Here is a 23893-nt window from a genome sequence, read left to right on the forward strand (position 1 = left end):
TCCCAGGAACATCTCAGTGGCTATCGTCAGGCCGCATCGCCGACGAAACGCTGTCGGCTCGACGGCGCGGGGAGGCGCTGTCGCAGGCCCCGTTTTCCTCGGCGCGGGCTCACTGTCTCCCTGTGTCGTGCCCCCCTCGTTCCGCCGTCACATGGAGTACGCGTGAAGTTGAACTCCCCGCTCCGGCGCGCCGCAACCGTCCTCGCCGGTGCCCTCATCGGCCTGACCGGCCTCACCGTGGCCGGCTCCCCCGCCAGTGCCCACGACACCACCGTCCGCGGCGTCGCCAGCTGCGACACCGCCACCGGCACCCGGTACGTCACCTGGACGCTGACCAACGACTGGCCGGCGGACGCCACCGTCTCCGACCTGAAGACGACGCCGAACGCGGTCGACGGGCTGCAGAACGGCACCGTCATCGACAAGGCCACGGAGCAGTACGGCCACAAGCAGGACGGCGAGAAGGTCGTCGTCCAGAAGATCACGGACAACGCCGCCACCAAGGCCACCGTGTCCTTCAAGTCCCGCTGGTCGGTCGACGGCTACGAGGACGAGCAGAACGAGGGCAGCGCCGACCTCACCGGCCCGTGCGCGCCGGCCGAGACGCCCTGTGTCCGGCCCGGCGACGCCAAGTTCACGCACACCTTCGCCGTGAAGGAGGACGGCTCCACCGCCACCGTCACCCTCGGCGAGGGCATCAAGCTCTGCCAGGACGAGCCGGTCACCCTGGTCTCCTACTTCGCGCCGAAGCCGCAGTTCTCGGTGCCGCAGTACAAGTACGACAGCGACACCGGCGTCATCACCAACGCCAAGCGCTCGGTGGACCTCGCGGTCGACGTGCCGAAGTGCAACACCCAGGTCGACCTCTTCTTCGGCGGCGAGGACGACATCATCGGTGAGATCACCGAGGGTGGTAAGCGGTACGGGGACCGGAAGCTCGGCAGCGGCGGCGGCCTCGGCGCCCGCTCGAAGGGCCCGCAGGGCTGGTTCAACGGCGGCTCGAAGGGCTGCCAGACCCCCGCGGTCGAGCCGCTGTCGCAGTGTGACGGCACCGTGGCGATCAACCTCAGCAACGACGGCCTGACCGACAAGTACCCGATCGACTTCACCGTCAAGGCGGGCGAGTTCAGCAAGACCGTCACCGTGACCAAGGGCAAGGGCGAGACCGTCACGGTCCCGGCCGGCTCGGGCAGCATCACCGTCTCGGCTCCCGGCATGAAGGACGTCGTCTACGACTGGGCCCCGCCGGCCGACTGCGCCCTGCCGGGCGTCGTCGTCGAGAACGACTGCGACACCGTCACGGTCACGGTGGAGAACCCGGAGGGCGTCCGGCCGGTGACCGCGCGGATCACCTACGGCGACACGGTCGAGGACGTCACCGTGGCGAGCGGCAAGTCCGAGAAGGTCTCCTTCAAGCGCGGCGACGACACGTACGCCACGATCGAGTTCCCCGACCTGGACGTGGAGCCGATCAAGGCCACGCTCGGCGAGGTCGACTGTGACAACGGCGGCGGGGGCGGCGGCGACAGCAACGGCGGCGACTCCGACGAGCCCGGCCTGCCCGTCACCGGCCCGGTGGCCGGTGGCATCGCGGGTGTGGCGGTTCTGCTGCTGATCGCCGGCGGCGTGTTCTTCTTCCTGGCCCGGCGGCGCAAGGTCACCTTCACCGCCTGATCCACCGGTAAGCGCCTGACAGGGGGTGCGCCGGCCGAACGCGGCCGGCGCACCCCGCTTTCTCCTCCCGAAGCGAGCGGACGTGCTGAACCTCCTCCACCGCGCCGCGGCGATCGCCGCCGGCGCGCTCCTCGGCCTCACCACCGTGCTGGCCGGGCCCGCCCATGCCGACGCCCCCACCCCGCAGACCGACATCACCGGCGCCGCCGCGTGCGTCGCCGGCGAGTGGGTGGTGACCTGGACGATCACCAACAACTGGACGGAACAGGCCAAGGTCGGCAAGCTGACGACCGCCCCGGCCTCCGTTCCCGGCCTGGACAACGGGCTCTACCTCTACCGGCGCTCGGAGAGCGGCACCGTGGGGAAGAACGTCTTCACCCAGGTCCTGCGGGGCAGCCCGCCGTCGGCCTCGGTGTCGTTCGTCGCCGAGTGGGCCAAGACCAAGGACCGCGACAACACCGCCACCGTCCAGCTCGGACAGTGCGACCCGCCGGAGAGGCCGTGCGTGGAGAAGGCGCAGGCGCGCTTCCACCACGAGTTCGCGATCAAGGAGGGCGAGGCGAAGGCGACGGTGTCGCTGGACGGCGACGTCAAGCTCTGCGCCGCCGAGCCCGTGACGCTGGTGACGTACTTCGCGCCCAAGCCGCAGTTCTCCGTGCCGCAGTACGCCTTCGCGCACCAGAGCGCGACGATCAGCAACGAGGACCGCACGGTCACCCTCAGCGCGAAGCTGCCGGACTGCTACACCCAGGCCGACCTGTTCTTCGGCGGCGAGGACGACGTCATCGAGGAGATCACCGAGGGCGGCCGCCGGTACGACGACCGGAAGCTGGGCAGCCGCACCGGCCTCGGCGCCCGCTCGCAGGGCAAGCCGGGCTGGTACAACGGCGGCGCCAAGGGCTGTCACCAGCCGCTGGTGCAGCCGGTGTCCCAGTGCGACGGCACGGTCGACGTGAACCTGAGCAACCCCGGCGAGCAGACGAAGTACGCGGTGGACTTCACGGTCCGGGCCGGCGACTTCACCAGGACGGTGACGGTCGCGCCGGGCCAGGGCGACACCGTACGGGTGCCGGCGGGCAGCGGCCCGGTCACGGTGACGGCGGATGACATGGACGACGTCACCTACACCTGGACCCGGCCGGGGAGCTGCCCCGCGCCGGTGGTGACGGTGGAGAACGACTGCAAGACCGTAGCGGTGACCGTCACCAACCCGCGGGACGCGGTCCCGGCCCGGGCCACGGTCGCCTACGGCGCCGAGTCGAAGCAGCTCACGGTCGCGCCGGGCGCCTCGGAGCGGGCGCTGTTCACTGCCGGCGAGGCGACGGAGGCGACGGTGACCATTGAGGGCCGGGAGCCGGTCACGGTCTCCGTCGAGCAGCCGGACTGCGACAGCCCGGGCGACGGCGGCCCGGGTGACGACGGATCAGGCGGCGGAGCCGGCGACGGCACTCCCGGCGACGGCGGGAACGACGGCGGCCTTCCGGTCACCGGCGCGGCGGCGGGGGTCATCGCGGCCGGCGCCGCGGTCCTGCTGCTCGGGGGCGGGGTGCTCTTCCTGGTGGCCCGGCGCCGCCGCATCACCTTCACCCCGTGATCTGAACCCGCTCGGAAAGGGCGCGCCGGCCGGCCGGCGCGCCCTTTCGCGTCTGCGGCCCGCTACAAGCCGGCGGGCGGTTGGAACGTGCCGTCCGGCTCGGGCCGGTATTCGTGAACCCCGACGACCGCAGCGAGCGGGATCTCGCCGTACAGGTGGGGGAACAACATCCCGCCCGGATCGGGCGGATCCCCCTGCTCCCAGACCACCGGCCGGCCCAGCTTCCCCTCGTCCAGCTCCAGCAGCACGATGTCCTGCCGGCCGCGGACCAGCGCCGTCGCCGGCACCGCCACCTGCTCCGGCGTCGAGCAGTGGATGAAGCCCTGGGTGGCCAGCGTGTCGGCCCGGTACGTCCCGGCCGACAACGCCGCCTCCCACTCCGCGCGGGGACAGAAGTGCAGGATCATCCCTTCTCCAAATACTCGGCGCGTTCCTCGTCGACCAGCGCCGCGACCGAGGCCAGCAGCGCCGGGTGCTTGGCCAGCGTCGGATCCTCGGCCACCAGTTCCAGGGCCTCGGCGCGGGCGTCGGTGATCAGCTTGCTGTCCCGCAGCAGGGACAGCAACCGCAGATGGCTGTGCTTGCCGGACTGGGACGCGCCCAGCACGTCGCCCTCGCGGCGCTGCTCGAGGTCCAGCTCGGCCAGCCGGAAACCGTCCGTCGTGGACGCCACCGCGTCGAGGCGTTCGCGGGCCGGGGTGCCTTCGGCCGCCTCGGTCACCAGCAGGCAGATGCCCGGCGCCGAGCCCCGGCCGACCCGGCCGCGCAGCTGGTGCAGCTGGGAGACGCCGAAGCGGTCCGCGTCCATGATGATCATGACGGTGGAGTTGGGCACGTCGACGCCGACCTCGATCACCGTGGTGGCGATCAGCACGTCCAGGTCACCGGCGGCGAACCGGCGCATGACCGCGTCCTTCTCGTCCGCCGGCAGCTTGCCGTGCAGGATGCCGAGCCGCAGCCCGTGCAGCGGTCCCTCCTCGAGGATCGGCGCGACCTCCATCACAGCCAGCGGCGGGCGGCGGGCCGGCTCGTTGTCGGCCGGCGGCTCCTCGTCCTCCTCCGCCTCCGTCGCCCCGATCCGGGGACACACCACGTACGCCTGGTGGCCCGCCTTGACCTCCTCGCGCACCCGCTGCCAGGCCCGCTCCAGGAACGCCGGCCGCTCCGGCGGGACGACGTGCGAGGCGATCGGCGAGCGGCCGCGCGGCAACTGGGACAAGGTGGACGTCTCGAGGTCGCCGTACACGGTCATGGCCACCGTCCGCGGGATCGGCGTCGCGGTCATCACCAGCACGTGCGGCGGCTGCGCGGCCTTCGCCCGCAGCGCGTCCCGCTGCTCCACGCCGAACCGGTGCTGCTCGTCCACCACCACCAGGCCCAGATCGTGGAAGTCGACCCCCTCGTACAGCAGCGCGTGGGTGCCCACCACGATGCCGGCGCTGCCGTCGCCCACCTTGGCCAGCGCCGCCCGGCGGGCCGCCGCGCCGAGCGAGCCGGTGACCAGGGTGAGCTGGGTGCCGTTCGGATCGCCGTCGAGCTCGCCGGCCCGGCCGAGCGCGCCGAGCTGCGCGCTGATGCTGCGATGGTGCTGGGTGGCCAGCACCTCGGTCGGGGCCAGCAGCGCGGCCTGCCCGCCCGCGTCCACCACCTGCAGCATCGCCCGCACCGCGACCAGCGTCTTGCCGGAACCGACCTCGCCCTGCAACAGCCGGTGCATCGGATGCGCACGGGCGAGGTCCGCCGCGATCTCCTCGCCGACCCGCGCCTGCCCCTCGGTCAGCTCGTAGGGCAGCGCCGCGTCGAACGCGGCCAGCAACCCGGCCTCGCGGCGCGGCCGGGCCCGGCCGGGCGCCGCGGCGGCCCGCGCCTTGCGCTGCACAAGCGTCAGCTGTACGGCGAAAGCCTCGTCCCACTTCAACCTGTACTTGGCCAGGTGCAGGTCCTTCTCGGAGCTGGGCCGGTGGATCTCCCGCAGCGCCTTGCCGATCCCGATGAGGTTGCGGCTGGCGCGCACCGTGCCCGGCAGCGGATCGTCCGGCGGCTGGAACGTCTCCAGCACCTCGCGGACGTACCGGGCGATGGTCCACGTCGGCACCGCGGCGGCGGCCGGGTAGACCGGGATCAGCGCGCCGGCGAACTCCTCGATCTCCTCGGCCGCCTCGTCCTGCGTCGCGTCGGCCCGCAGCAGCTGGTACGCCGGCCCGTTGAGCTGGCGCTTGCCGCGGAAGTCGGTGACCTTGCCGGCGAACAGCCCCCACCGGCCGGTCCGCAGCTCCCGCTCCCGCCACGCCTGGTTGAAGAACGTGCAGGTCAGCGTGGCCCCGGAGCCGTCCCCGACGGTGATCTCGAGCATGGTGCCGCGGCGCTGGCGCATCGGCCGTACCGTCGTGCTCTTGACCTGCGCGAGCAGGGTGACCTGCTCGCCCACCTCGAGTTTGCGCAGGTCGGTGTGCTCGCCGCGCTCGTCGTAGCGGCGCGGGAAGTGGTAGATCAGGTCACCGGCGGTGTGCAGGTCGAGGTGCGTGGCGAGCGCCTTGGCCTTGGCCGGACTCAGCACCTTGGCCAGCGGGGTGTCGGTGGTGGTGACGGTCGTCGTGTCGGTCATTCCACTCCTACCAGCAGGTGGTAGCGGGGCTGGCCGCCCGCATAGCTGTTCAGCTCGACGAACGGCCACGTGGCGGCCACGTGGCCGCGCAGGCGCTCCTCCAGCTCGGCCGGGGCGTCCGCGCCGAGCACCAGGGTGACGAGCTCGCCGCCGCCGCCCAGCAACCCGTCGAGCAGCCGGCGGCAGACCTGCTCGAGATCGGCCCCGATGACGTGCACCTCGCCGTCGACCAGGCCCAGCAGATCGCCGGGATGGCACCGGCCGGCCACGGTGAGGGCCTCGCGGCTGGCGGTGCAGACCTCGCCGTAGCGGCAGGCGCCGGCGGCCTCGGCCATGGCGATGACGTCGTCGTCGAACGGCCGTCCCGGATCCCGCACGGCGAGGGCGGCGAGGGCCTGCACCGGCGAGCGGGTGGGCACGACACTGACCCGTACGCCGGCCGCGGCGGCCTCCTGCGCGGCGGACCGGGCGACGGCGTGGGTGTTGGCATCGTTCGGCAGCAGCACGACCTGGCTGGCGCCGCTGGCGGCGATCGCGGCGAGCATCTCGGCGGTGGAGGGATTGCGCCCGACCACGGTGGCGCCCTCGGCGGCGAAGATCGCGGTGAGCCCGTCGCCGGCGGCGACGACGACCGTGGCCCGCGCGTCGGGATCCGGCGCGGCCGGCTCCTCCGCGGCCGGCTCCGGCCGGGGCAGTTGGTGACTCTCCTCGAGCCGCGTCACGGAGATGCGGTACGGCCGGCCGGCGACGACACCGGCCTCGACCGCGGCGCCGATCTCGGTGACCGGGACGTGGACGTGCACGTTCCAGGTGGGCGGCGAGCCGTCCCCCGTCCCGACGACCACCAGGGAGTCGCCGATGCGCCCGAGCGCGTCCCGGAGGGAATCGACGGGGTCGGGGTCGGCATCGAGCAGGTACTGCACCTCGTAACCGAAGGCAGTCCAGCCGTTGCCCGGCCCGGCCGCGTCCGGGGCGGTGGCGGCGGCGCCGTTCGTCGGGGGGCGGGGTTGTGGCGGGTCGGCCCGGCACGCGTCGCAGAGTTCGGAGGCTTCGGAGAGCCCGGAGCGAGCGCCGCCGGCGAGCGGGTCGGCCGGGGTCTCGGCGGTGTTCAAGGCTTCGACCAGGGCCTCCAGCAGCAGGACCAGCCCGCGCCCGCCGGCGTCGACCACCCCGGCGCGGGCCAGGATCGGCAGTTGCTCCGGGGTGCGGGCCAGCGCCTCGGCCGCCGCGCGGGCGGCCGCCCGGGCCACCGCGGCCAGGTCGTCCGAGGCCGTCCGGCGGGCTCCCTCGGCCGCGGCCGCCACCACCGACAGGACCGTGCCCTCGACCGGCTTGGCCACCGCCGCGTAGGCCGCCTCGCTCGCCGTGCGCAGCGCGCGGGCCAGCTCGCCGCCCCGCACCGCCACCGCCGTGGCGAAGGTGTCGGCCATGCCCCGCAGGATCTGCGACACGATGACCCCGGAATTGCCCCGGGCGCCCAGCAGCGCCCCGCGGGCCATCAGGCGCATCGTGGCCCCCAGCGACGGGGGCCCGGTCGTGGCCGGCTCGGCGGCGTCGTCGTCGAGCGCCTGCTGGGCCGAGGTGAGGGTGAGCACGAGGTTGGTGCCCGTGTCGCCGTCGGGCACCGGGTAGACGTTCAGCTCGTCGATCTCGTGCTGGTGCGCCCGCAGCGCGGCCAGCCCACCACCGCACCAGCGGCGGACCGCGGCGGCGTCCAGGGAGTCCAGCACGCGAAAAGCGTACTAACCAGCACCGACAATTACCGCGCGGCGGGGTGCGGGAAGGGGCGATTGGCTGTCCGGGCCGACCATCGGGTAACCTGGCCAGGTTGCCCGGGTGTTCGCTGTCCGGGGCACCCTCAGTTGCTTCAATCAGCTGTTGCTTTCAATCCTCAGTTGCTGTCAATCCCAGGAGTACCCCGTGGCTAGCGTGTGCGACGTCTGTGGCAAGGGACCGGGCTTCGGCCACAACGTGTCCCACTCGCACCGGCGGACCAACCGCCGCTGGAACCCGAACATCCAGTCGGTGCGCACCCCGGCCGGTGGTGGCAACACCAAGAAGCTCAAGGTCTGCACCTCGTGCATCAAGGCCGGCAAGGTCGTCCGCGCCTGACCTCAGCAGTGCGACAGCCCGCCAGGTCCCCCGGACCGGGCGGGCTTTTCGCGTGCCCGCCGAGCGAAACCGGAGCAGCCGCGGCTCAGAGCACCCGCGCGAAGGAGAGAACCCCCTCCTCGCCCTTGTAGTAGCCGAAGTCGTCGATGCGCTCATAACCAGACTTGACGTACAGAGCGATCGCCTCCGGCTGCTTGTCGCCGGTCTCCAGGATCACCCGCTTGCAGCCGCGCTCCCGGGCCGACTCCTCGACCGCGGTGAGCACCCGCCGGGCCACCCCGCGCCCGCGCGCCGCCGGCACGGTGAACATCCGCTTGAGCTCCGCGTCCGGGCCGTGCGCACGCCAGCCGGCGCATCCGAGCAGCTCCTCCCCCGCGTGGGCGACGAAGAAGGCGCCCGTGGGCGGGGCGAAGTCCGCGGCCGCCACGGGGGTGTCGTCGCCCGTGCCGCCGTACCGCCGGCTCAGCTCGGCCATCGCCTCGGCGATCAGCCGCCGCACCGCGGGCTCGTCGAACCGGGCCTCGCGGATCTTGATCTCGTCCACGTCGACCAACACTAACGACTCAGCGGAAGTGGTCCCAGCCCCGCCCGCCCTGCCACGGCCGGCGGTCGACCGTGACGCCCGTACCCTCGTGCACGCTGCCGACCACCCGCCAGCCCGGCGGCAGCGGGGCCCCGGGCGGGAAGGTCGCGGCCAGCGCGTGGTCGTCGCCGCCGGCCAGCAGCCAGACGTACGGGTCCACGCCGAGCGCCGAGGCCGCGTCGCGCATCTGGTCGGGCACCTCGAAGGCGTCCCGGTCGATGTCGATGCCCACCACGCCGGCCGCCGCCACGTGGCCCAGGTCCTGCAGCAGCCCGTCCGAGATGTCGATCATGGAGGTGGCGCCGGCCCGGGCCGCGGCGGGCCCGGCGGCGTACGCCACCTCGGGCCGCCGGTACGCCTCGACCAGCAGTTTCGGGGTGCGGAAGCCCCGGGAGAGCACGGTGTAGCCGGCCGCCGCGTGTCCGGTGCGCCCGGCCAGCGCGACCACGTCACCGGGCTGGGCGCCGCTGCGCAGCACCGGGTCACGGCCCTCGAGGTCGCCGAGCGCCGTGACCGCCACGGTGAGGGTGGGGCTGGCCGACATGTCGCCGCCGACCACCGCCGCGCCGACCAGGGCCGCCTCGGCGGACAGCCCGCCGGCCAGGTCCTCGGCCCACTCGGCGGGCAGATCCGTGGGCACGCACAGGGCGACCAGCAGCGCCGTGGGCGTCGCCCCCATGGCGGCGATGTCGGCCAGGTTCGCCGCCGCCGCCCGGTGCCCCACGTCGGCCGCGCCGCACCAGTCGCGCCGGAAGTGCCGGCCCTCGACCAGCACGTCGGTGCTCGCGACCACCCGGCTGTCGGGCGCCGCCACGATCGCGGCGTCGTCGCCCGGGCCGAGCAAGCTCGCCGCGCCGGTACCGAGCCGCGCGACGATCCGGGTGATGAGCCCGAATTCCCCCGCCTCCGCGATGCTCAACGTCCCACCGTTCCTCTCGTTCCGTACTGTAGTTTCACGTTCGGGTCGCCGGCGGCGGCGGATAGGAGTCTGATCGTGGTCCAGGCATACATCCTCATCCAGACGGAGGTCGGAAAGGCCCGTGACGTGGCCGCCGCGATCGACAAAATCAATGGAGTGGTACGCGTCGACGCGGTCACCGGCCCCTACGACGTCGTGGTACTGGGCGAGGCGCACAGCGTCGACGAACTGGGCCGGATGATAGTGAGCAAAATCCAGTTCGTGCCGGGCATCACGCGGACGGTCACCTGTTCCGTGGTAAATCTCTGACATGGTCGACGTGCGCACCCGTCCCGAAGCCCAGCCTCCCGCGCCCGACCGGACGATGCGCACCGCCGCCCTGTGGGCGACCGTGGTCGCCGTACCGGTCGCGGTGCTCGTCGGTCTGCTCTTCTTCAACCGGGTCGTGCCGGAGGACCGCAGCGCCGCGCCCAGCCCGACGGTCGCCCAGCCGGCGGTCGTGCCGGCCGCGCCGGTGCCGATGGCCGCGCCGCGGCTGGCCGCCCGCCCGGCCGAGGTGTGTCTGGCCGTGACGTCGCAGCTGCCGGTCAAGGTGCGCGACCTGGCCGCCCGCAAGGTCAGCGCCGGCCCGGAGCAGAACGCCGCCTACGGCGAGCCGCCGCTGACGGTGGCCTGCGGGGTGGCCCGGCCGGTCATGTGCGCCTCGCTGGACCAGACCGGGTCGGGCTGCGTGCCGCTGGACACGGAGCTGCTGATCATGAACAAGGTCTGCTGGTACGCCGACGCGCAGGCCGGCGCGACCACGTTCACCACCATGGACCGTGAGGTGCCGGTGCGGGTGACCGTCCCGCAGCAGTACGCGCAGCCCGCCCAGTGGGCCAACGAGTTCTCCGACCTCGTGGTGAAGACCGACAAGTCCCTCACCACCGGCGTGCCCTCCGGCTGCGCCTAGTGCAGGCCCGTGCCGCGGCGTAGCGCGGTGCGGATCAGCCGGTCCACGACCTTCGGGTACTCCAGGCCGGTGGCCGCCCACATCAGCGGGAACATCGACGTCGGCGTGAAGCCGGGCATCGTGTTGATCTCGTTGAGGTAGATCTCGTCGTCGGCGGTCACGAAGAAGTCCACCCGGCCCAGCCCGGCGCAGTCCAGCGCGGTGAAGGTGCGGCGGGCGTACTCCTGGACCCGGCGGGCCACCTCGGGGTCGAGCCGGGCGGGAATCTGGTACGGCGTGCCGTCGCCCAGGTACTTCGCCTCGAAGTCGTAGAAGTCCCCGCCGTCGGTGGACACCAGGATCTCGGCCAGCAGCGACGCCTCGGGCGCGCCGCCGGCCTCGCCCTCGAGCACCCCGCACTCGATCTCGCGGCCCACGATGCCGGCCTCCACCAGCACCTTGGGGTCGATCCGGCGGGCCTTGGCGACGGCCGCGTCCAGCTGCGCCCAGTCGGTGACCTTGCTGATGCCGTGCGACGAGCCGGCCCGGGACGGCTTGACGAACACGGGCAGGCCCAGGCGTTCCTTGTCGGCCTCGGTGAGCGAGTGGCCGGCGCGCAGGACCGCGTACGGTCCGACCGGGATGCCCTCGGCGGCGGCGAGCTTCTTGGTGAACTCCTTGTCCATGCCGGCCGCGGAGGCGAAGACGTTGGCCCCCACGTACGGGATGCCGGCCATCTCGAGCAGCCCCTGGATGGTGCCGTCCTCGCCGTACGCGCCGTGCAGGGCCGGGAAGACCACGTCGACGCCCGCGAGCACGGCCACGCCGTCCGCCGGGTCGAGCACCATCAGGCCGGCCGAGGTGGGGTCGGCCGGCAGCACCACGGCCCGGCCCGACTCGGCGGTGATCTCGGGCAGCGTCTGGCCGGTGATGGCCAGCGCCGCCGGGTCGCCGCCGGCGAGCACCCAGGCCCCGTCGCGGGTGATGCCGACCGGCACGACCTCGTACTGGCCGGGGTCGAGGGCGCCGAGGATGCTGCCCGCGCTGACGCAGGAGATGGCGTGCTCGGTGCTGCGCCCGCCGAACACGATCGCCACGCGGGTTTTGCGAGGGGTCGTCATGGAAATGGCCTCTCGTTGCCGGACATCGCTAGGCTGCCTGCGCGCGGGAGCCGGGCGGCGGGCACGCCGGGGGTGACCCTACTCTGCGTAGACAACTTCGCGATGACGGCGGGCGCTGGCACGGCACACGGGGACGGGGAGTCGATGAGACCAGCACTGCATGTGATCGCCTGGCACGGTCCGGGGCGGCTGGCGACGATGGCGCACCCGCGCGGCGGCGACTGGCTGGCCGCGGAGATGGCTGGCCTGGCCGCGGCCGGCGTCGATGTCTTCGTCTCGGCGTTGACCTGGGAGGAGGACCGCCGGCTGGGCCTCACCGAGGCGGCCGTGGCAGCCGCGGCGGCGGGCATCGAGTTCCTGTCCTTCCCGATCGCCGACCGGGGCATCCCGCGGGCCCGGGACATGGCCGACAGTGACGTCGTGGCCCTCGGCGTCCGGCTGGCCGCGCACGTGCGGGCCGGCCGCTTCGTGGTGACGCAGTGTTTCGCGGGCATCGGCCGCTCGACGCTGCTGGCCTGCGCGACGCTGGTGATGCTGGGCGTGGGCCCCGAGCGGGCGCTGGAGATGGTGGCCGAGGCGCGGGGCCTGCCCGTGCCGGACACCGAGGCTCAGCGCGACTGGCTCTACGAGTTCGCGCTGAACCACGGCGGTTGAGCTCAGGCGGCGCCCCGCCGGATGGCGACGTCCCTCATCTCCCGGTGGAAGAGCAGGGCCACGACCGCCGTCAGCGCCAGCGTGACCAGCGCCGCCGCGCTGTAGGGCAGGAAGCGGACGTCGAAGCCGCCGTGCTCGTCGACTCCGAGCAGCGCCTCCGCGGCCACCACCGGCAGCACGGCGACCGGGAGCAGCGCCAGCCCACCCCAGGCGCCGAAGCGGTAGAAACCCGCGCTTATCGTCGCGCCGCAGGCCAGGAAGGCCAGGGCGGCCGGCAGGACGTGGCCGAACTCGCGCAGGGCGGTGCCGGGCGACGTGGTCGGGTACCGCTCGGGCAGCGGCCCGGCGAGGCTCAGCAGCAGCTGCTCGGCGGCGTGCCCGAGCGGCACGGCCAGCGCGAACAGCACCGCCACGACCAGCCCGGCGATCGCCACGCCGGCCAGGAAGTCGTGCCGGGTGACGCCGTTGGCGACGAACTGCCGCAGGTGCAGGCCGACCAGCAGGATGCCCACCACGCCGAGCCAGTACTTGGCGGCCGCGCCGGCGATGACCAGCCAGAGGCTGAACGTCGGGTCGGTGACCCGGCTGACCACCGTCATCCCGACGCCCACGCAGACGATCATCGTGACCCAGAACCAGGCGGCCACGGGCCGGTAGATGCGCAGCAGGTTGGTGGCCACGAGCAGGCGTGGACTCATCGCAGTGCCTCCGTTCGAGCGGTGTCTCCGACGGCGGTGAGGTGAACGAAGAGGTCCTGCACGCCGACCGGGGCGAGCGTGAGCCCGGCGGTCCGGGCCGCCTCCGCCTCGTGGTCGGCCAGGGCCCCGTAGAGGGTGACCTGCCGCACGCCGCCCAGGCTCTGCTCGCCGAGCACGGTCCGCCCGGCGGCGAACGCCTCGACCGCCGCGGCCGGCCCGGTGACGGCCACGCCGCGCGCCCGGAAGGTGTCGGTGTCCTCGTGCAGCAGCAGCCGGCCCCGGTCGATGACGATCACCTGCTCGAACAGGCCGGCCACCTCCTCGATGAGGTGGGTGGACAGGATGATCGTGCGGGGGTGGGCGAGGTAGTCGGCCAGCAGCTCGCGGTAGAACGCCGCGCGGGCACCGGCGTCCATGCCCAGGTAGACCTCGTCCAGGATGGTCAGCGGGGCCCGCGCGGCCAGGCCGAGCACGACGCCGAGGCTCGACCGCTGCCCCCGCGACAGCGCCGAGACGCGCCGGCGGCGGTCCAGCTCGAAGACGTCGGCCAGGTGCTCGGCGTAGCCGGCGTCCCAGGTCGGGCGGAGCCGGCCGGCGAAGTCGAGGACCTTGGCGATCCGGTCCTGGTCGGTGACGTCGAGGCTGTCGCGGACGAACGCGGTGGCCCGCATGAGCGCCGCGTTCTCGAACGGGTCCACGCCGTCGATCGTCACCGTGCCGGCGCACGGCCGGCGGTACGACGCCAGCACGCTGAGCAGGCTGGTCTTGCCGGAGCCGTTGCGGCCGAGCAGCCCGTAGATCTTGTTCGGCTCGAGGTCGAGGGTGATGCCGTCCACCGCGACGGTGTCGCCGTAGCGCACGGTGAGGTCGCGCAGGGAGATCATCGCGCACCGTCCTTCAGGTAGGCCACGATCTCGTCGACGCCGACGCCGACCATCCGGGCCTCGGTGAGCATCGGGTCGACGACGTCGGCGAAGAACCGTTCCCGGCGCTGGGCGCGCAGTCGGCCGCGGGCGTCCGGGCTGACGAACATGCCGATCCCGCGCTTCTTGTAGAGCACGCCCTCGTCGACCAGCTGGGCGAAGCCCTTGGCCGCCGTGGCCGGGTTGATCCGGTAGAACGCCGCGTACTGGTTGGTGGACATGATCTGCTCGTCCTCCTTGAGCGTCCCGGAGAGGACCTCGTCCTTGATGCCGTTGGCGATCTGCTGGTAGATGGGGCTGCGGTCGTCGAACACGACAGCCTCCCTAGTTCTGCGGTTCATTACTCATGTAACGAACCATAGAGGCAGAGCGGCCGTGTGGGCAAGGGCGGGTCGGCTCAGGCCGCGGTGAAGGTCTGCGGCAGCGCGCCGGCGTCCCACAGCCCGTCGAGATGGGCCAGGAAGCCGATCAGGCTGCGTTCCAGCTCACGCCGTTCGGCCGGGGCCAGCGTGGCCAGCGGGTCGGAGAAGACCAGACCCTCCGGGTGCCGGGCCCGGGTGCCGACGAACCTGCGGCAGGCGGTGCACCAGACATAGCTGACCAGGGTCGGGCGCCGGGCGTTCTCCGGGGCGTTCACGTACGCCCGGACGCTGCGCCGGCCGCACGCGGGACACTCCCGCTCGCCGGGCGCGGCGAACAGGCTCTCGCCCTGCGCCAGCGCCGCGACCTGGTCCCCGGTGAAGCTGCTCCACGACATGGCGTCCTCAGGCTTCGTCGAGTGCTTTCGTCAGGTCGGCGATCAGATCGGCCGGGTCCTCGATGCCGCAGGAGAGCCGCACGAACCCGGGCGCGGTGTCGTCGCCCCACTGCGCGCGCCGGTCCGCCGTGGTGTGCAGGCCGCCGAAGGACGTGGCGGCGAACACCAGCCGGGAGGCGGTCAGGAAGCGGCCCACCCGCTCCGCGCTGCCCAGGTCGAAGGAGATGATGCCGGGGATCCGGCGCATCTGCGCGGCCGCGATCCGGTACGACGGGTCGCCGGCCAGCCCCGGGAAGCGCACCCCGTGCACGTCGTCGCGGCCGGCCAGGAACTCGGCCAGCGCCACGGCGTTGCTGCTCTGCCGGGCCAGCCGCAGGTCCAGGGTGGCCAGCGACCGGTGCGCCAGCCAGGCGTCGAACGCGCCCGGCACCGCGCCGGTCTGCGCCCGCCAGACGGTGACCTTGGCCAGCAGCTCCTCGTCGTGGCCGGCCACGTAGCCCAGCAGCACGTCGGAGTGCCCGGTGAGCGCCTTGGTGCCGGAGGCCACCACCAGGTCGGCGCCGAGCTCCAGCGGGCGCTGGCCCAGCGGCGTGGGCGTGGTGTTGTCCACCGCCACCAGCGCGCCGGCCTCGTGCGCGGCGGCCGCGACCGTACGGATGTCGCACACGTCCAGGCCCGGGTTGGCCGGGGTCTCCAGCAGCACGAGCCGCACGCCCTCGAACGACGGGTACGGCCCCGCGGTCGGCACCAGCACCGTCTTGACGCCCAGCTCGCGCAGCGTGCTCTCGGCGAAGGCGCGCACGGTGAAGTAGCCGTCCGACGGCAGCGCCACCGTGTCGCCGCTGCGCAGCGTGGAGAACAGCATCGCGGTGATCGCCGCCTGCCCGCTCGCGAACGCCAGCACGGCGCCGCCCTCGAGCTCGCCGATGGCGGCCTCGAGCGCGCGCCGGGTCGGGTTGTCCGGGCGGCCGTAGCCGTTGACGCCCGGACCCTCCACCGGATCCAGGTGGTACGGCGCGGCGAACACCGGCCCCGGCAGGAACGGCTGTCCCGGCACCGGCTCGGGCAGCCCGGCGTGCACGACCCGGGTCCCGTCTCCCTCGAACGTCATTCCGGCTTCATCTCCCGGCCCATGAGCAGCTTCACGGCGACCCGGGGATCCACACCCTCGTGGCACACCCGCTCGACCTGCTCGGTGATCGGCATCTCGACGTGGTGCGCGCGGGCCAGGTCCCGGATGGCCAGGCAGCTCTTGACGCCCTCGGCGGTCTGCCGGGCGGCGCGCTGCGCCTCCTCCAGCGACTCGCCGCGGCCCAGGTGCTCGCCGAAGGTCCGGTTCCGCGACAGCGGCGACGAGCAGGTCGCCACCAGGTCGCCGAGCCCGGCCAGGCCGGCGAACGTCATCGGGTCGGCGCCCAGCGCCACCCCGAGCCGGGCCGTCTCGGCCAGCCCGCGGGTGATCAGCGACGCCTTGGTGTTGTCGCCCATGCCCATCGCGTTGGCCATCCCGTACGCGAGCGCGATGACGTTCTTGACCGCCCCGCCCAGCTCGCACCCGATGACGTCGTCGCTGGTGTACGGCCGCAGGTACGGCAGCGCGATGGCCTGCTGCACGAGCTGCGCGCGGTCGGGGTCGGTACCGGCCACCACGGTGGCGGCCGGCTGCTCGGCGGCGATCTCGGGGGCCAGGTTCGGCCCGGAGACCACCACCACCCGGTCCGGATCGACCCGCGCGGTCTCGACGATGACCTGGCTCATCCGCTTGGTGGTGCCGAGCTCGATGCCCTTCATCAGCGAGACCAGCGTGGAATCGCCCGGCAGGTGGCCGGCCCAGTCGGCCAGGTTGCCGCGCAGCGTCTGCGAGGGCACCGCCAGGAAGACCAGGCCGGCGCCGTCCAGCGCGGCGGCCAGCTCGCTGGTGGCGGTGACCCGCTCGGGCAGCTTGACCCCGGGCAGGGACGCCTCGTTGACGCGGTCGGCCCGGATGGCGGCGGCCACCGACTCCCGGCGGGCCCACATGGTCACGTCCGAGCCCGCCTCGGCGAGGATCTTGGCGAATGCCGTACCCCAGGCGCCCGCGCCCAGCACCGCCGCTCGCGTCATGCCCCACCGTCCCGAGTGTCGTCGTGGCCCTCGCCGAGCTTGCTCATGCCGTCCTCCGCGGGCTGCCAGCCCCGGCGCGCCACCTCGTAGAGCGGCGGCGGCTGTTCGCCCCGCAGCTCCGCGAGCAGGTCCCGGGTGGCCAGCTGGATCGCCTCGGTCATCTGCTCCAGGATCGCCCGGGTGGGCGCCGAGCCCTGCCAGCGGCTGAGGTCCACCGGCGGGCCGACGGCCACCCGCACCGGCACCCGCCGGCCGAGCGCGATCTTTCCGGTCCGTACGTCGTGCACCTGGTGCGCCCCCCACGTCGCCATCGGCACCACCGGGGCGCCGGTCACCAGCGCGAGCCGGGCCGCGCCGGTCTTGCCCCGCATCGGCCACAGGTCGGGCTCGCGGGTGGTCGTGCCCTCCGGGTAGATCACCACGACGCCGTCCTGGTGCAGGGCCTCGATCAGCGAGTCGAGCGACTTCACCGCCTCCACACTGCCGCGTTCGACCGGGATCTGCTGGGTCTTGCGGAGCATGAAGCCGACGAACGGGACCCGCCAGATGCTGGCCTTGGCCAGGAACCGCGGCCACCGGCCGGACGCGTAGATGAAGTGGGCGACCAGCAGCGGGTCGAACTGCGACATGTGGTTGGGCGTGACGATGAAACCGCCGCGGGCGGGCAGGTGCGCCATGCCGGTCCAGGTCCGTTTGGTCCAGAGGGTCATCGCGGGCAGCACGAGCCAGACCGCCAACCGTCGCCAGAATCCGAGCTTGCGCCCCGCCACGGTGCCTCCCTGCTCCCCGCGGCGGGCCCCCGCGCCGCCGTCGCCCACACCTGGGACGAAATCATGCCTGCTCCTGCTCCCCGTAGCCAGGCCGGGGGCCGTCCGGCCGGCGGTGGCAGGATTGGCGGCGTGTCAGGAGCGGACTGGACGGCGGTCATCCCCGTCAAGAGCCTCAGCGCGGCCAAGAGCCGGCTGCGGGGCGCGGTCGCCGACGCCCGGCACGAGGACCTCGCCCTGGCGATGGTGCGCGACACGGTGGCCGCGGTGCACGCCTGCGCCGCGGTCGGCGACGTGCTGGTCGTCACGGACGACCCGGCGGCCGTCGCCGCGGTGACGGCCCTGGGCGCCCGGGCGGTGCCGGACCGGCCCGCGGCCGGCCTGAACGCGGCCATGCGGTTCGGCGCCGACGTGGTGGCGGGCCTGGGACGCCGGCGGGCCGTGCTCACCGGCGACCTGCCGGCCCTGCGCCCCGCCGAGCTGGGCGCGGCGCTGGCCGCCGCCGGCCCGGGCCGCAGCTTCGTCGCGGACGCCGCCGGCACCGGCACCGTCCTGCTCACGGCGGCGGCGGGCACCGCGCTCGATCCCCGCTTCGGCGTGGGGTCGGCGGCCGCGCACGCCGCCTCGCGCGCCCGGCCGCTCGCCGGGACGTGGCCGGGGCTGCGCCACGACGTGGACACCGCCGAGGACCTGCGCACGGTGCTGGCCCTCGGCGCCGGCGAGCACACCTGCGGGCTGCTGCGTGATCTCGGACTCATCGCCGAGTGCGGACTCTCCGGTGTGCCCGGCGGCCCGGCCCGGTAACCTGCGGGGCATGCAGGGCACCGTGGCGACGTTCGACGCGCAGACCCGTACCGGCACGCTGCTGCTGGACGACGGCGCTGAGCTGTCCTTCCCCGCCGCGGCCTTTGAGGCCTCCGGGTTGCGGCTGCTCCGCCTCGGCCAGCGCCTGACCGTCTCCACCAGCCCGGACGGCGCCGTCACCAGGGTCGAACTTCCCGGAATCAAGTGAGCCTCGTTCATTTCCCGTTCACCCGGGACGGGCAATGATGGAGCAATGACCACCCCGTCCCGGACCCCCGACCCGACCGTGCCGTCCGCGACTCACCGCCGTGGTCCCGACGGGCGGTTCCTCCCCCGGCCCGGGCCGGCCGCCGGCGCCGGGACGGGCGGCATCCCGACGGAGCACACCCCGACGGGCCACATCGCGAACGCCGAGCCGACCGCCATCGAGCCGACCGCCATCGAGCCGACGGAGCCTGCCGTGACCACCGCCGCCATCCCGCTGGACCCCGACGAGACCGAGCCCGACCGGCCCGAGCTGCCCGAGGACCGCTTCCTCAACCGGGAGCTGTCCTGGCTCGACTTCAACGCCCGGGTGCTGGCCCTGGCCGAGGATCCCGGCACGCCGCTGCTGGAACGGGCCAAGTTCCTGGCCATCTTCGCCGGCAACCTGGACGAGTTCTACATGGTCCGGGTGGCCGGGCTCAAGCGCCGGCTCAAGGCCGGGCTGCCGATGCGCGGCGGGGACCGCTCCTCGCTGCGCCACCAGCTCGAGATGATCACCGAGCGGGCCGCCGACCTGGTCACCCGGCACGCCGCCTGCTTCGGCGAGGAGGTCCGGCCCAAGCTGTCGGCCGAGGGCATCGAGCTGGTCAGCTGGAGCGAGCTGGACGCGCCCGAGCGCGAGCGGCTGCGGACGTACTTCCGCGAGCAGGTCTTCCCGGTGCTGACCCCGCTGGCGGTCGACCCGGCGCACCCGTTCCCGTACATCTCCAGCCGTTCGCTGAATCTGGCCGTCGCCCTGCGCGACCCGGCCGGCAGCGGCAACGAGTTGTTCGCCCGGATCAAGGTGCCCAACAACGTGCCGCGTTTCGTCACGGTGCAGAACGACAGCCGGGGGACGCGTTTCCTGCCCGTCGAGGAGCTCATCGCCGCGCACCTGGACCAGCTCTTCTCCGGCATGCGGATCCTGGAGTGGCACCTGTTCCGGGTCACCCGCAACGCCGAGCTGGAGGTCGACGAGGACCGCGACGAGGACCTGCTGCAGGCCCTGGAGCGCGAGCTGGCCCAGCGCCGCTTCGGCCCGCCGGTCCGCCTGGAGGTGGCCGCCTCGATCAGCGACCACGTCCTCGACCTGCTCACCCGCGAGCTGGAGATGGACAGCCAGGACGTGCTGCGGGTGCCCGGCCTGCTGGACCTGGCGGCGCTGTGGCAGGTGTACGGCGAGTGCGACCGCGACGACCTCAAGGACCGCCCGTTCGTCCCGGCGACCCACCCGCAGCTGGCCGACGGCGAGGTGCCGCGCAGCGTCTTCAACCGGCTGCGCGAGTGCGACATCCTGGTGCACCACCCGTACCACTCGTTCTCGACCAGCGTGCAGCGCTTCATCGAGCAGGCCGCCGCCGACCCGAACGTGCTGGCCATCAAGCAGACCCTCTACCGCACCAGCGGCGACTCGCCGATAGTCGACGCCCTGGTCGACGCCGCGGCGGCCGGCAAGCAGGTGGTCGTGCTGGTCGAGGTGAAGGCCCGCTTCGACGAGGTGGCCAACATCGCCTGGGCGCGCACCCTGGAACGGGCCGGCTGCCACGTGGTCTACGGCCTGGTCGGCCTCAAGACCCACTGCAAGACGTCCCTGGTGGTCCGCCAGGAGGGCAACCAGATCCGCCGGTACTGCCACATCGGCACGGGCAACTACCACCCCAAGACCGCCCGGCTCTACGAGGACTTCGGCATGCTCACCGCCGATCCCGAGGTCGGCGCGGACGTCACCGACCTGTTCAACGTGCTCACCGGCTACAGCCGGCAGACCGCGTTCCGGCGGCTGCTGGTGGCCCCGCACGGCGTCCGGGCCGGGCTCATCGAGCGGATCGAGGAGCAGGCCGCGGTCGCCCGCGCGGGCGGCCCGGCGCTGGTCCAGTTCAAGGTGAACTCGCTGGTCGACGAGGAGACGTGCGACGCGCTCTACCGCGCCTCGCAGGCCGGCGTCCGCGTCGACCTGGTGATCCGGGGCATGTGTGCGCTGCGCCCGGGCGTGCCGGGGCTGTCGGAGAACATCCGGGTCCGCTCGGTCGTCGGCCGGTTCCTGGAGCACTCCCGGGTGTTCCGGTTCGGCACGGGCGACGACGCCGAGTACTGGATCGGCTCGGCCGACCTCATGCACCGCAACCTGGACCGCCGGGTCGAGGCGCTGGTGCGGGTGACCCTGCCCTCCGCGCAGGACGACCTGCGCAACGTCCTGGACCTGGCCATGAGCGACGAGAGCGAGGGCTGGGACCTGGCCGGCGACGGCACCTGGCACCGGCGCGCGTTCAGCCCGTCGGAACACCACATCCATCTGCAGGAGGCCCTGTTGCGCCGGATCATCGGCAAGGCGGGCTGAATTGACCACGGAACCGGTCCGGGCCGCCGGCGCCGTCCTCTGGCGACGGGCCGGCGACGGCATCGAGATCTGTGTCGTGCACCGGCCGTACCGCGCCGACTGGAGCCTGCCCAAGGGCAAGCTCGACGGCGACGAGCACCCCCTGGCGGCGGCGGTGCGCGAGGTGCTGGAGGAGACCGGTGTGCCCGGGGAGCCCCAGCTGCGGCTGCCCGAGGTGCGGTACACGCTGCCCGACGGCGCGCCCAAGACGGTCGAGTTCTGGCTCATGCGGGCCGCGGAGGGCCCGGCGGACGATCCGATGGATCCCACCGAGGTGGACATCGTGCGGTGGCTGTCGCCGGCCGACGCGCTGGCGACGCTCACCTATCCGGACGACCGGCGGCTGGTCGGGCACGTCGCCGCCCTGCCGCCGATCACCGCGGTCACCGGGCTGGTCCGGCACGCGCACGCCGGCAAACGCAGCGAGTGGGACGGCGACGACGCCCTGCGCCCGATCGACGACCGGGGCCGGGCCGAGGCGCGCACGCTGGGCTCGGTGCTCCCGCTGATCGCGCCGCGGCGGCTCGTCGCGGCGACCCCGTTGCGATGCCGGCAGACCCTCGAACCGGTGGCCGAGCGGCTGGGCCTGCCCATCATCGCGGACGCGGCCTTCGCCGAGCCGGCCGGCGCGGACGAGATCCCGGCCCGGGCCAAGGCGGCCGCGGCCCGGCTGACCGAGTTGCGCGACGGCCCGCCGGTGGCGGTGTGCAGTCAGGGCAAGGTGATCCCGTCGCTGCTGGCGTTGCTGGACGGCGCCGAGGACCGGGAGCCGTACCGGACGCCGAAGGGCACCGGCTGGATCCTCACCTGGTCCGGCGACCGGCTGCTCGGGCTGAGCCGGATCTAGGGCGGGCGGCGGGTCCGGGCGCGGCGTCGACCGGCAGCGGATCCGCGCGCCAGTAACCGATCCGGTCCCCGGTGAGCCAGCGGGCCCGCCACAGCTCGTCGGGGCGGGGCTCCCAGTCCCGCAGCGGCAGCAGCGCGACCCGCCAGGACAGCACGCTGGCCACGTACCAGCCGTAGAGGGGCAGCAGGCCGAGCAGCACGTCGCGGCGCCGGTACGAGCCGTACGGCCCCAGCACGAACACCGCCAGGCCGCACCAGCCGCAGGTGACGAGCCAGTCCAGCAGTCCCCAGCCGGTCCAGTGCTCGGCCAGGTCGCCGAGGGTCCAGCCGGGCACCACGGCGCCGGCGAAGACCGCCGCGGCGATCAGCGCCCGGCTGACGAGGCCACGCGGGCCGGCGGGTCTGCGCTCCATGAAGCGGACCGTAGGCCGCACGGCCGCTGTGGCGCCGGAACACGCGAAGGGCGTCCACCGTACGGGTGGACGCCCTTCGTACCTCAGCGTGCCGCTGAGCGGGCCGGAAAGGCCCCCTGGATCAACGGGTCTTGCGAGCCGTGCCGGTGCGCGCGGTGGTCGCCCGGCTGGCCGGTGTGGCCTTGGCCGCTGCCGTGGTCGTCTTGGCGGCGGTGGTCTTCTTGGCCGCCGTCGCCGACTTGGTGGCGGTGGCCTTGGTCGGCGCCGTCTTGGTCGCCGCCTTCTTGGCCGGGGCCGCCTTGGCCGTGGTGGCCGACTTGGTGGCCGCCGCCGACTTGGTGGCGGTCTTGGCCGGCGCCGCCTTGGTGGCGGCCGACTTCGTGGCGGCCGTCTTGCGGGCCGGCGTGGCCTTGGCCGTGGTGGCCGACTTGGTGGCGGTCTTGGCCGGCGCGGCCTTGGTGGCCGTCGCCTTGGTGGCCGTCGCCTTGCTGGCGGTGGCCTTGCTGGCCGTGGCCTTGGTGGCCGCGGCGGTCTTGGCCGGCGCCGCCTTGGTGGCGGTCTTGGCCGGCGTGGTCTTGGCGGCGGTCGTCTTCTTGGCGGCCGTCGTCTTGGTTGCCGCCGCCGTCTTGGTGGCGGTCGACTTGGCCGGGGCGGCCTTGGTGGCGGTCGACTTCGCCGCCGCCGTGGTCTTCTTCGCCGCGGTGGCCTTGGCCACCTTGCCGCTCGCGACCATCTCCCGGAATCCGGTTCCGGGCTTGAATGCCGGGACCGACGTCTTCTTCACCTTCACCGGTTCACCGGTGCGCGGATTGCGCGCGGTACGGGCATTGCGCGCCCGCTTCTCGAAGACTCCGAAACCGGTAATGGCAACGCGATCGCCCTTGGTAACGGCGTTCTGCACCTCGCTGATGACCGCATCCAGCGCTGCTGTCGCCGTCTTCCGGTCCCCGAGTCGGGCGGCGAGCGCCTCGACGAGCTCGGCCTTGTTCACTGGTTTCCTCCCGAACATGAGAACTGGCCCAATGCGAGCCATTCTGCGCGCACCGTATGCCCTCTGACCAGCAGACACAAACATCTGCTCGAAAAAAAACCCTTGTGTCGCAACGATTTCGCCCCCACCGGCAACCCGATGGGGGCGAGAAAGCCTGCAACCGCAAGGAAAATCGGCCTCAGACGACCACCGGCTTGAAGGCCGGGCGGCCGGACTCGTACGTGGTAATCATCTGCTCGTGGCGCAGCGTCAGTCCGATGTCGTCGAGGCCCTCCATCAGCCGCCACCGACTGAAATCGTCGATCGGGAAGGTCCAGACGGCGTCGTCCACGCGCACCTGGCGCTGCTCGAGGTCGACCGTGATCCGCTTGTCCGGTTCGCTGTCGGCCAGATCCCAGAGCGCCTCGACCGCCTTCTGGTCGAGCTGCACCGGCAGCAGGCCCTCCTTGAGGGCGTTGCCGCGGAAGATGTCGCCGAAGCGGGCCGCGATGACGACCTTGAAGCCGAAGTCGCGCAGCGCCCAGACGGCGTGCTGGCGCGAGGAGCCGGTCCCGAAGTTGGGCCCGGCCACCAGGATGGTCGCGCCCGCGTGCGCGGGGTTGTTGAGCACGAACGACGGGTCGTCCCGCCAGGCGCTGAACAGCCCGTCCTCGAACCCGGTCCGGGTGACCCGCTTGAGGTAGACGGCCGGGATGATCTGGTCGGTGTCCACATCGGAGCGGCGCAGCGGCATGACCGTGCCGGCGTGGGTGGTGAACTTGTCCATGGTTGCTGCTCC

26 protein-coding genes are annotated in these 23893 nt (G+C 73.2%); 10 read left to right on the forward strand and 16 right to left on the reverse strand.

The window, feature by feature from the left end:
• Positions 1-162 precede the first annotated feature (162 nt).
• Together Ani05nite_RS32330 and Ani05nite_RS32335 are read left to right on the forward strand one after the other, a co-directional pair.
• A complete protein-coding gene (locus tag Ani05nite_RS32330; protein WP_203774672.1) occupies positions 163-1674 on the forward strand; it encodes a cell wall anchor protein in 1512 nt (503 codons plus the stop codon).
• Positions 1675-1756: 82 nt separating this feature from the next.
• Positions 1757-3268, forward strand: coding sequence for a cell wall anchor protein (locus Ani05nite_RS32335; protein ID WP_203774673.1), 1512 nt, complete (start codon positions 1757-1759; stop codon positions 3266-3268).
• Positions 3269-3330: 62 nt separating this feature from the next.
• On the opposite strand, the gene Ani05nite_RS32340 is transcribed toward Ani05nite_RS32335, so the two are convergent.
• The 3 genes from Ani05nite_RS32340 to Ani05nite_RS32350 are packed head-to-tail and all read right to left on the reverse strand — an operon-like array spanning position 3331 to position 7603.
• Positions 3331-3675 (reverse strand): DUF952 domain-containing protein, encoded by a 345-nt coding sequence (locus Ani05nite_RS32340; RefSeq protein WP_203774675.1) that lies wholly within the window; start codon positions 3673-3675, stop codon positions 3331-3333.
• Positions 3672-5873 carry an ATP-dependent DNA helicase RecG gene (gene recG, locus Ani05nite_RS32345; protein WP_203774677.1) on the reverse strand — a complete coding sequence of 734 codons (2202 nt, stop codon included), beginning with the start codon at positions 5871-5873 and terminating at the stop codon, positions 3672-3674. Before recG ends, Ani05nite_RS32340 begins: the two co-directional genes overlap by 4 nt.
• The gene (locus tag Ani05nite_RS32350) at positions 5870-7603 is read right to left on the reverse strand and encodes a DAK2 domain-containing protein (protein ID WP_203774679.1); all 1734 of its coding nucleotides are present in this window, start codon (positions 7601-7603) and stop codon (positions 5870-5872) included. The genes recG and Ani05nite_RS32350 overlap by 4 nt, the downstream gene beginning before the upstream one ends.
• Before the next feature lie 190 nt (positions 7604-7793).
• Between Ani05nite_RS32350 and rpmB the strand changes: the two genes are divergently transcribed.
• Positions 7794-7985 (forward strand): 50S ribosomal protein L28, encoded by a 192-nt coding sequence (rpmB, locus tag Ani05nite_RS32355; RefSeq protein WP_023561910.1) that lies wholly within the window; start codon positions 7794-7796, stop codon positions 7983-7985.
• Between the two features lie 85 nt (positions 7986-8070).
• Here the strand turns inward: rpmB and Ani05nite_RS32360 are convergent, their stop codons facing one another.
• Positions 8071-8529, reverse strand: coding sequence for a GNAT family N-acetyltransferase (locus Ani05nite_RS32360; RefSeq protein WP_203774681.1), 459 nt, complete (start codon positions 8527-8529; stop codon positions 8071-8073).
• A gap of 19 nt (positions 8530-8548) precedes the next feature.
• A complete protein-coding gene (locus Ani05nite_RS32365) occupies positions 8549-9487 on the reverse strand; it encodes a thiamine-phosphate kinase (RefSeq protein ID WP_203774683.1) in 939 nt (312 codons plus the stop codon).
• Positions 9488-9562: 75 nt separating this feature from the next.
• Between Ani05nite_RS32365 and Ani05nite_RS32370 the strand changes: the two genes are divergently transcribed.
• Together Ani05nite_RS32370 and Ani05nite_RS32375 are read left to right on the forward strand one after the other, a co-directional pair.
• Positions 9563-9796 (forward strand): Lrp/AsnC ligand binding domain-containing protein, encoded by a 234-nt coding sequence (locus tag Ani05nite_RS32370; protein WP_203774685.1) that lies wholly within the window; start codon positions 9563-9565, stop codon positions 9794-9796.
• Position 9797: 1 nt separating this feature from the next.
• On the forward strand, positions 9798-10439 hold the full coding sequence (locus Ani05nite_RS32375; RefSeq protein ID WP_203774687.1) for a DUF3515 family protein: 642 nt from the start codon (positions 9798-9800) through the stop codon (positions 10437-10439).
• Here Ani05nite_RS32375 and Ani05nite_RS32380 read toward each other — a convergent pair.
• Positions 10436-11539 (reverse strand): D-alanine--D-alanine ligase family protein, encoded by a 1104-nt coding sequence (locus Ani05nite_RS32380; RefSeq protein ID WP_203774689.1) that lies wholly within the window; start codon positions 11537-11539, stop codon positions 10436-10438. The two genes, Ani05nite_RS32375 and Ani05nite_RS32380, sit on opposite strands and share 4 nt — an antisense overlap.
• A gap of 144 nt (positions 11540-11683) precedes the next feature.
• Here Ani05nite_RS32380 and Ani05nite_RS32385 point away from each other — a divergent pair, with 144 nt between their 5' ends.
• Positions 11684-12193: a protein-tyrosine phosphatase family protein gene (locus Ani05nite_RS32385; RefSeq protein WP_203774691.1), complete on the forward strand. Its 510-nt coding sequence runs from the start codon at positions 11684-11686 to the stop codon at positions 12191-12193.
• 2 nt (positions 12194-12195) lie between these two features.
• Here the strand turns inward: Ani05nite_RS32385 and Ani05nite_RS32390 are convergent, their stop codons facing one another.
• From Ani05nite_RS32390 to Ani05nite_RS32420, 7 genes are all read right to left on the reverse strand, one after another.
• The gene (locus tag Ani05nite_RS32390) at positions 12196-12891 is read right to left on the reverse strand and encodes a hypothetical protein (RefSeq protein WP_203774693.1); all 696 of its coding nucleotides are present in this window, start codon (positions 12889-12891) and stop codon (positions 12196-12198) included.
• On the reverse strand, positions 12888-13775 hold the full coding sequence (locus Ani05nite_RS32395) for an ATP-binding cassette domain-containing protein (RefSeq protein ID WP_203774695.1): 888 nt from the start codon (positions 13773-13775) through the stop codon (positions 12888-12890). The genes Ani05nite_RS32390 and Ani05nite_RS32395 overlap by 4 nt, the downstream gene beginning before the upstream one ends.
• Entirely contained in the window at positions 13772-14128 is a 357-nt protein-coding gene (locus Ani05nite_RS32400) for a GntR family transcriptional regulator (protein WP_203774697.1), read from the reverse strand. The genes Ani05nite_RS32395 and Ani05nite_RS32400 overlap by 4 nt, the downstream gene beginning before the upstream one ends.
• Positions 14129-14211: 83 nt before the next feature.
• Positions 14212-14571 carry a hypothetical protein gene (locus Ani05nite_RS32405; protein WP_203774699.1) on the reverse strand — a complete coding sequence of 120 codons (360 nt, stop codon included), beginning with the start codon at positions 14569-14571 and terminating at the stop codon, positions 14212-14214.
• A 7-nt stretch (positions 14572-14578) separates the two neighbouring features.
• Entirely contained in the window at positions 14579-15682 is a 1104-nt protein-coding gene (locus tag Ani05nite_RS32410) for a cystathionine gamma-lyase (protein ID WP_203774700.1), read from the reverse strand.
• On the reverse strand, positions 15679-16674 hold the full coding sequence (locus tag Ani05nite_RS32415; RefSeq protein ID WP_203774702.1) for an NAD(P)H-dependent glycerol-3-phosphate dehydrogenase: 996 nt from the start codon (positions 16672-16674) through the stop codon (positions 15679-15681). The genes Ani05nite_RS32410 and Ani05nite_RS32415 overlap by 4 nt, the downstream gene beginning before the upstream one ends.
• Entirely contained in the window at positions 16671-17444 is a 774-nt protein-coding gene (locus Ani05nite_RS32420) for a lysophospholipid acyltransferase family protein (protein ID WP_203774704.1), read from the reverse strand. The genes Ani05nite_RS32415 and Ani05nite_RS32420 overlap by 4 nt, the downstream gene beginning before the upstream one ends.
• Before the next feature lie 129 nt (positions 17445-17573).
• On the opposite strand from Ani05nite_RS32420, the gene cofC reads away from it, so the two are divergent.
• Genes cofC through Ani05nite_RS32435 form a run of 4 tightly spaced genes read left to right on the forward strand, consistent with a single transcriptional unit; the run spans position 17574 to position 21712 of the window.
• A complete protein-coding gene (gene cofC / locus Ani05nite_RS32425; RefSeq protein ID WP_239130853.1) occupies positions 17574-18245 on the forward strand; it encodes a 2-phospho-L-lactate guanylyltransferase in 672 nt (223 codons plus the stop codon).
• 10 nt (positions 18246-18255) lie between these two features.
• Positions 18256-18453 carry a cold-shock protein gene (locus tag Ani05nite_RS41505; RefSeq protein ID WP_239130855.1) on the forward strand — a complete coding sequence of 66 codons (198 nt, stop codon included), beginning with the start codon at positions 18256-18258 and terminating at the stop codon, positions 18451-18453.
• Positions 18454-18498: 45 nt separating this feature from the next.
• Positions 18499-20826 (forward strand): RNA degradosome polyphosphate kinase, encoded by a 2328-nt coding sequence (locus tag Ani05nite_RS32430; protein WP_203774706.1) that lies wholly within the window; start codon positions 18499-18501, stop codon positions 20824-20826.
• 1 nt (position 20827) lies between these two features.
• A complete protein-coding gene (locus Ani05nite_RS32435) occupies positions 20828-21712 on the forward strand; it encodes an NUDIX hydrolase (protein ID WP_203774708.1) in 885 nt (294 codons plus the stop codon).
• On the opposite strand, the gene Ani05nite_RS32440 is transcribed toward Ani05nite_RS32435, so the two are convergent.
• The 3 genes from Ani05nite_RS32440 to leuD form a co-directional block, all read right to left on the reverse strand.
• On the reverse strand, positions 21669-22124 hold the full coding sequence (locus tag Ani05nite_RS32440) for a hypothetical protein (protein ID WP_203774710.1): 456 nt from the start codon (positions 22122-22124) through the stop codon (positions 21669-21671). The two genes, Ani05nite_RS32435 and Ani05nite_RS32440, sit on opposite strands and share 44 nt — an antisense overlap.
• 121 nt (positions 22125-22245) lie before the next feature.
• Positions 22246-23115, reverse strand: coding sequence for an HU family DNA-binding protein (locus Ani05nite_RS32445; protein WP_203774711.1), 870 nt, complete (start codon positions 23113-23115; stop codon positions 22246-22248).
• A gap of 178 nt (positions 23116-23293) precedes the next feature.
• Positions 23294-23881 (reverse strand): 3-isopropylmalate dehydratase small subunit, encoded by a 588-nt coding sequence (gene leuD, locus Ani05nite_RS32450; protein WP_203774712.1) that lies wholly within the window; start codon positions 23879-23881, stop codon positions 23294-23296.
• Positions 23882-23893 lie beyond the last annotated feature (12 nt).

Origin of the sequence: Actinoplanes nipponensis, from assembly GCF_016862275.1 — a bacterium.
GTDB lineage: Bacteria > Actinomycetota > Actinomycetes > Mycobacteriales > Micromonosporaceae > Actinoplanes > Actinoplanes nipponensis.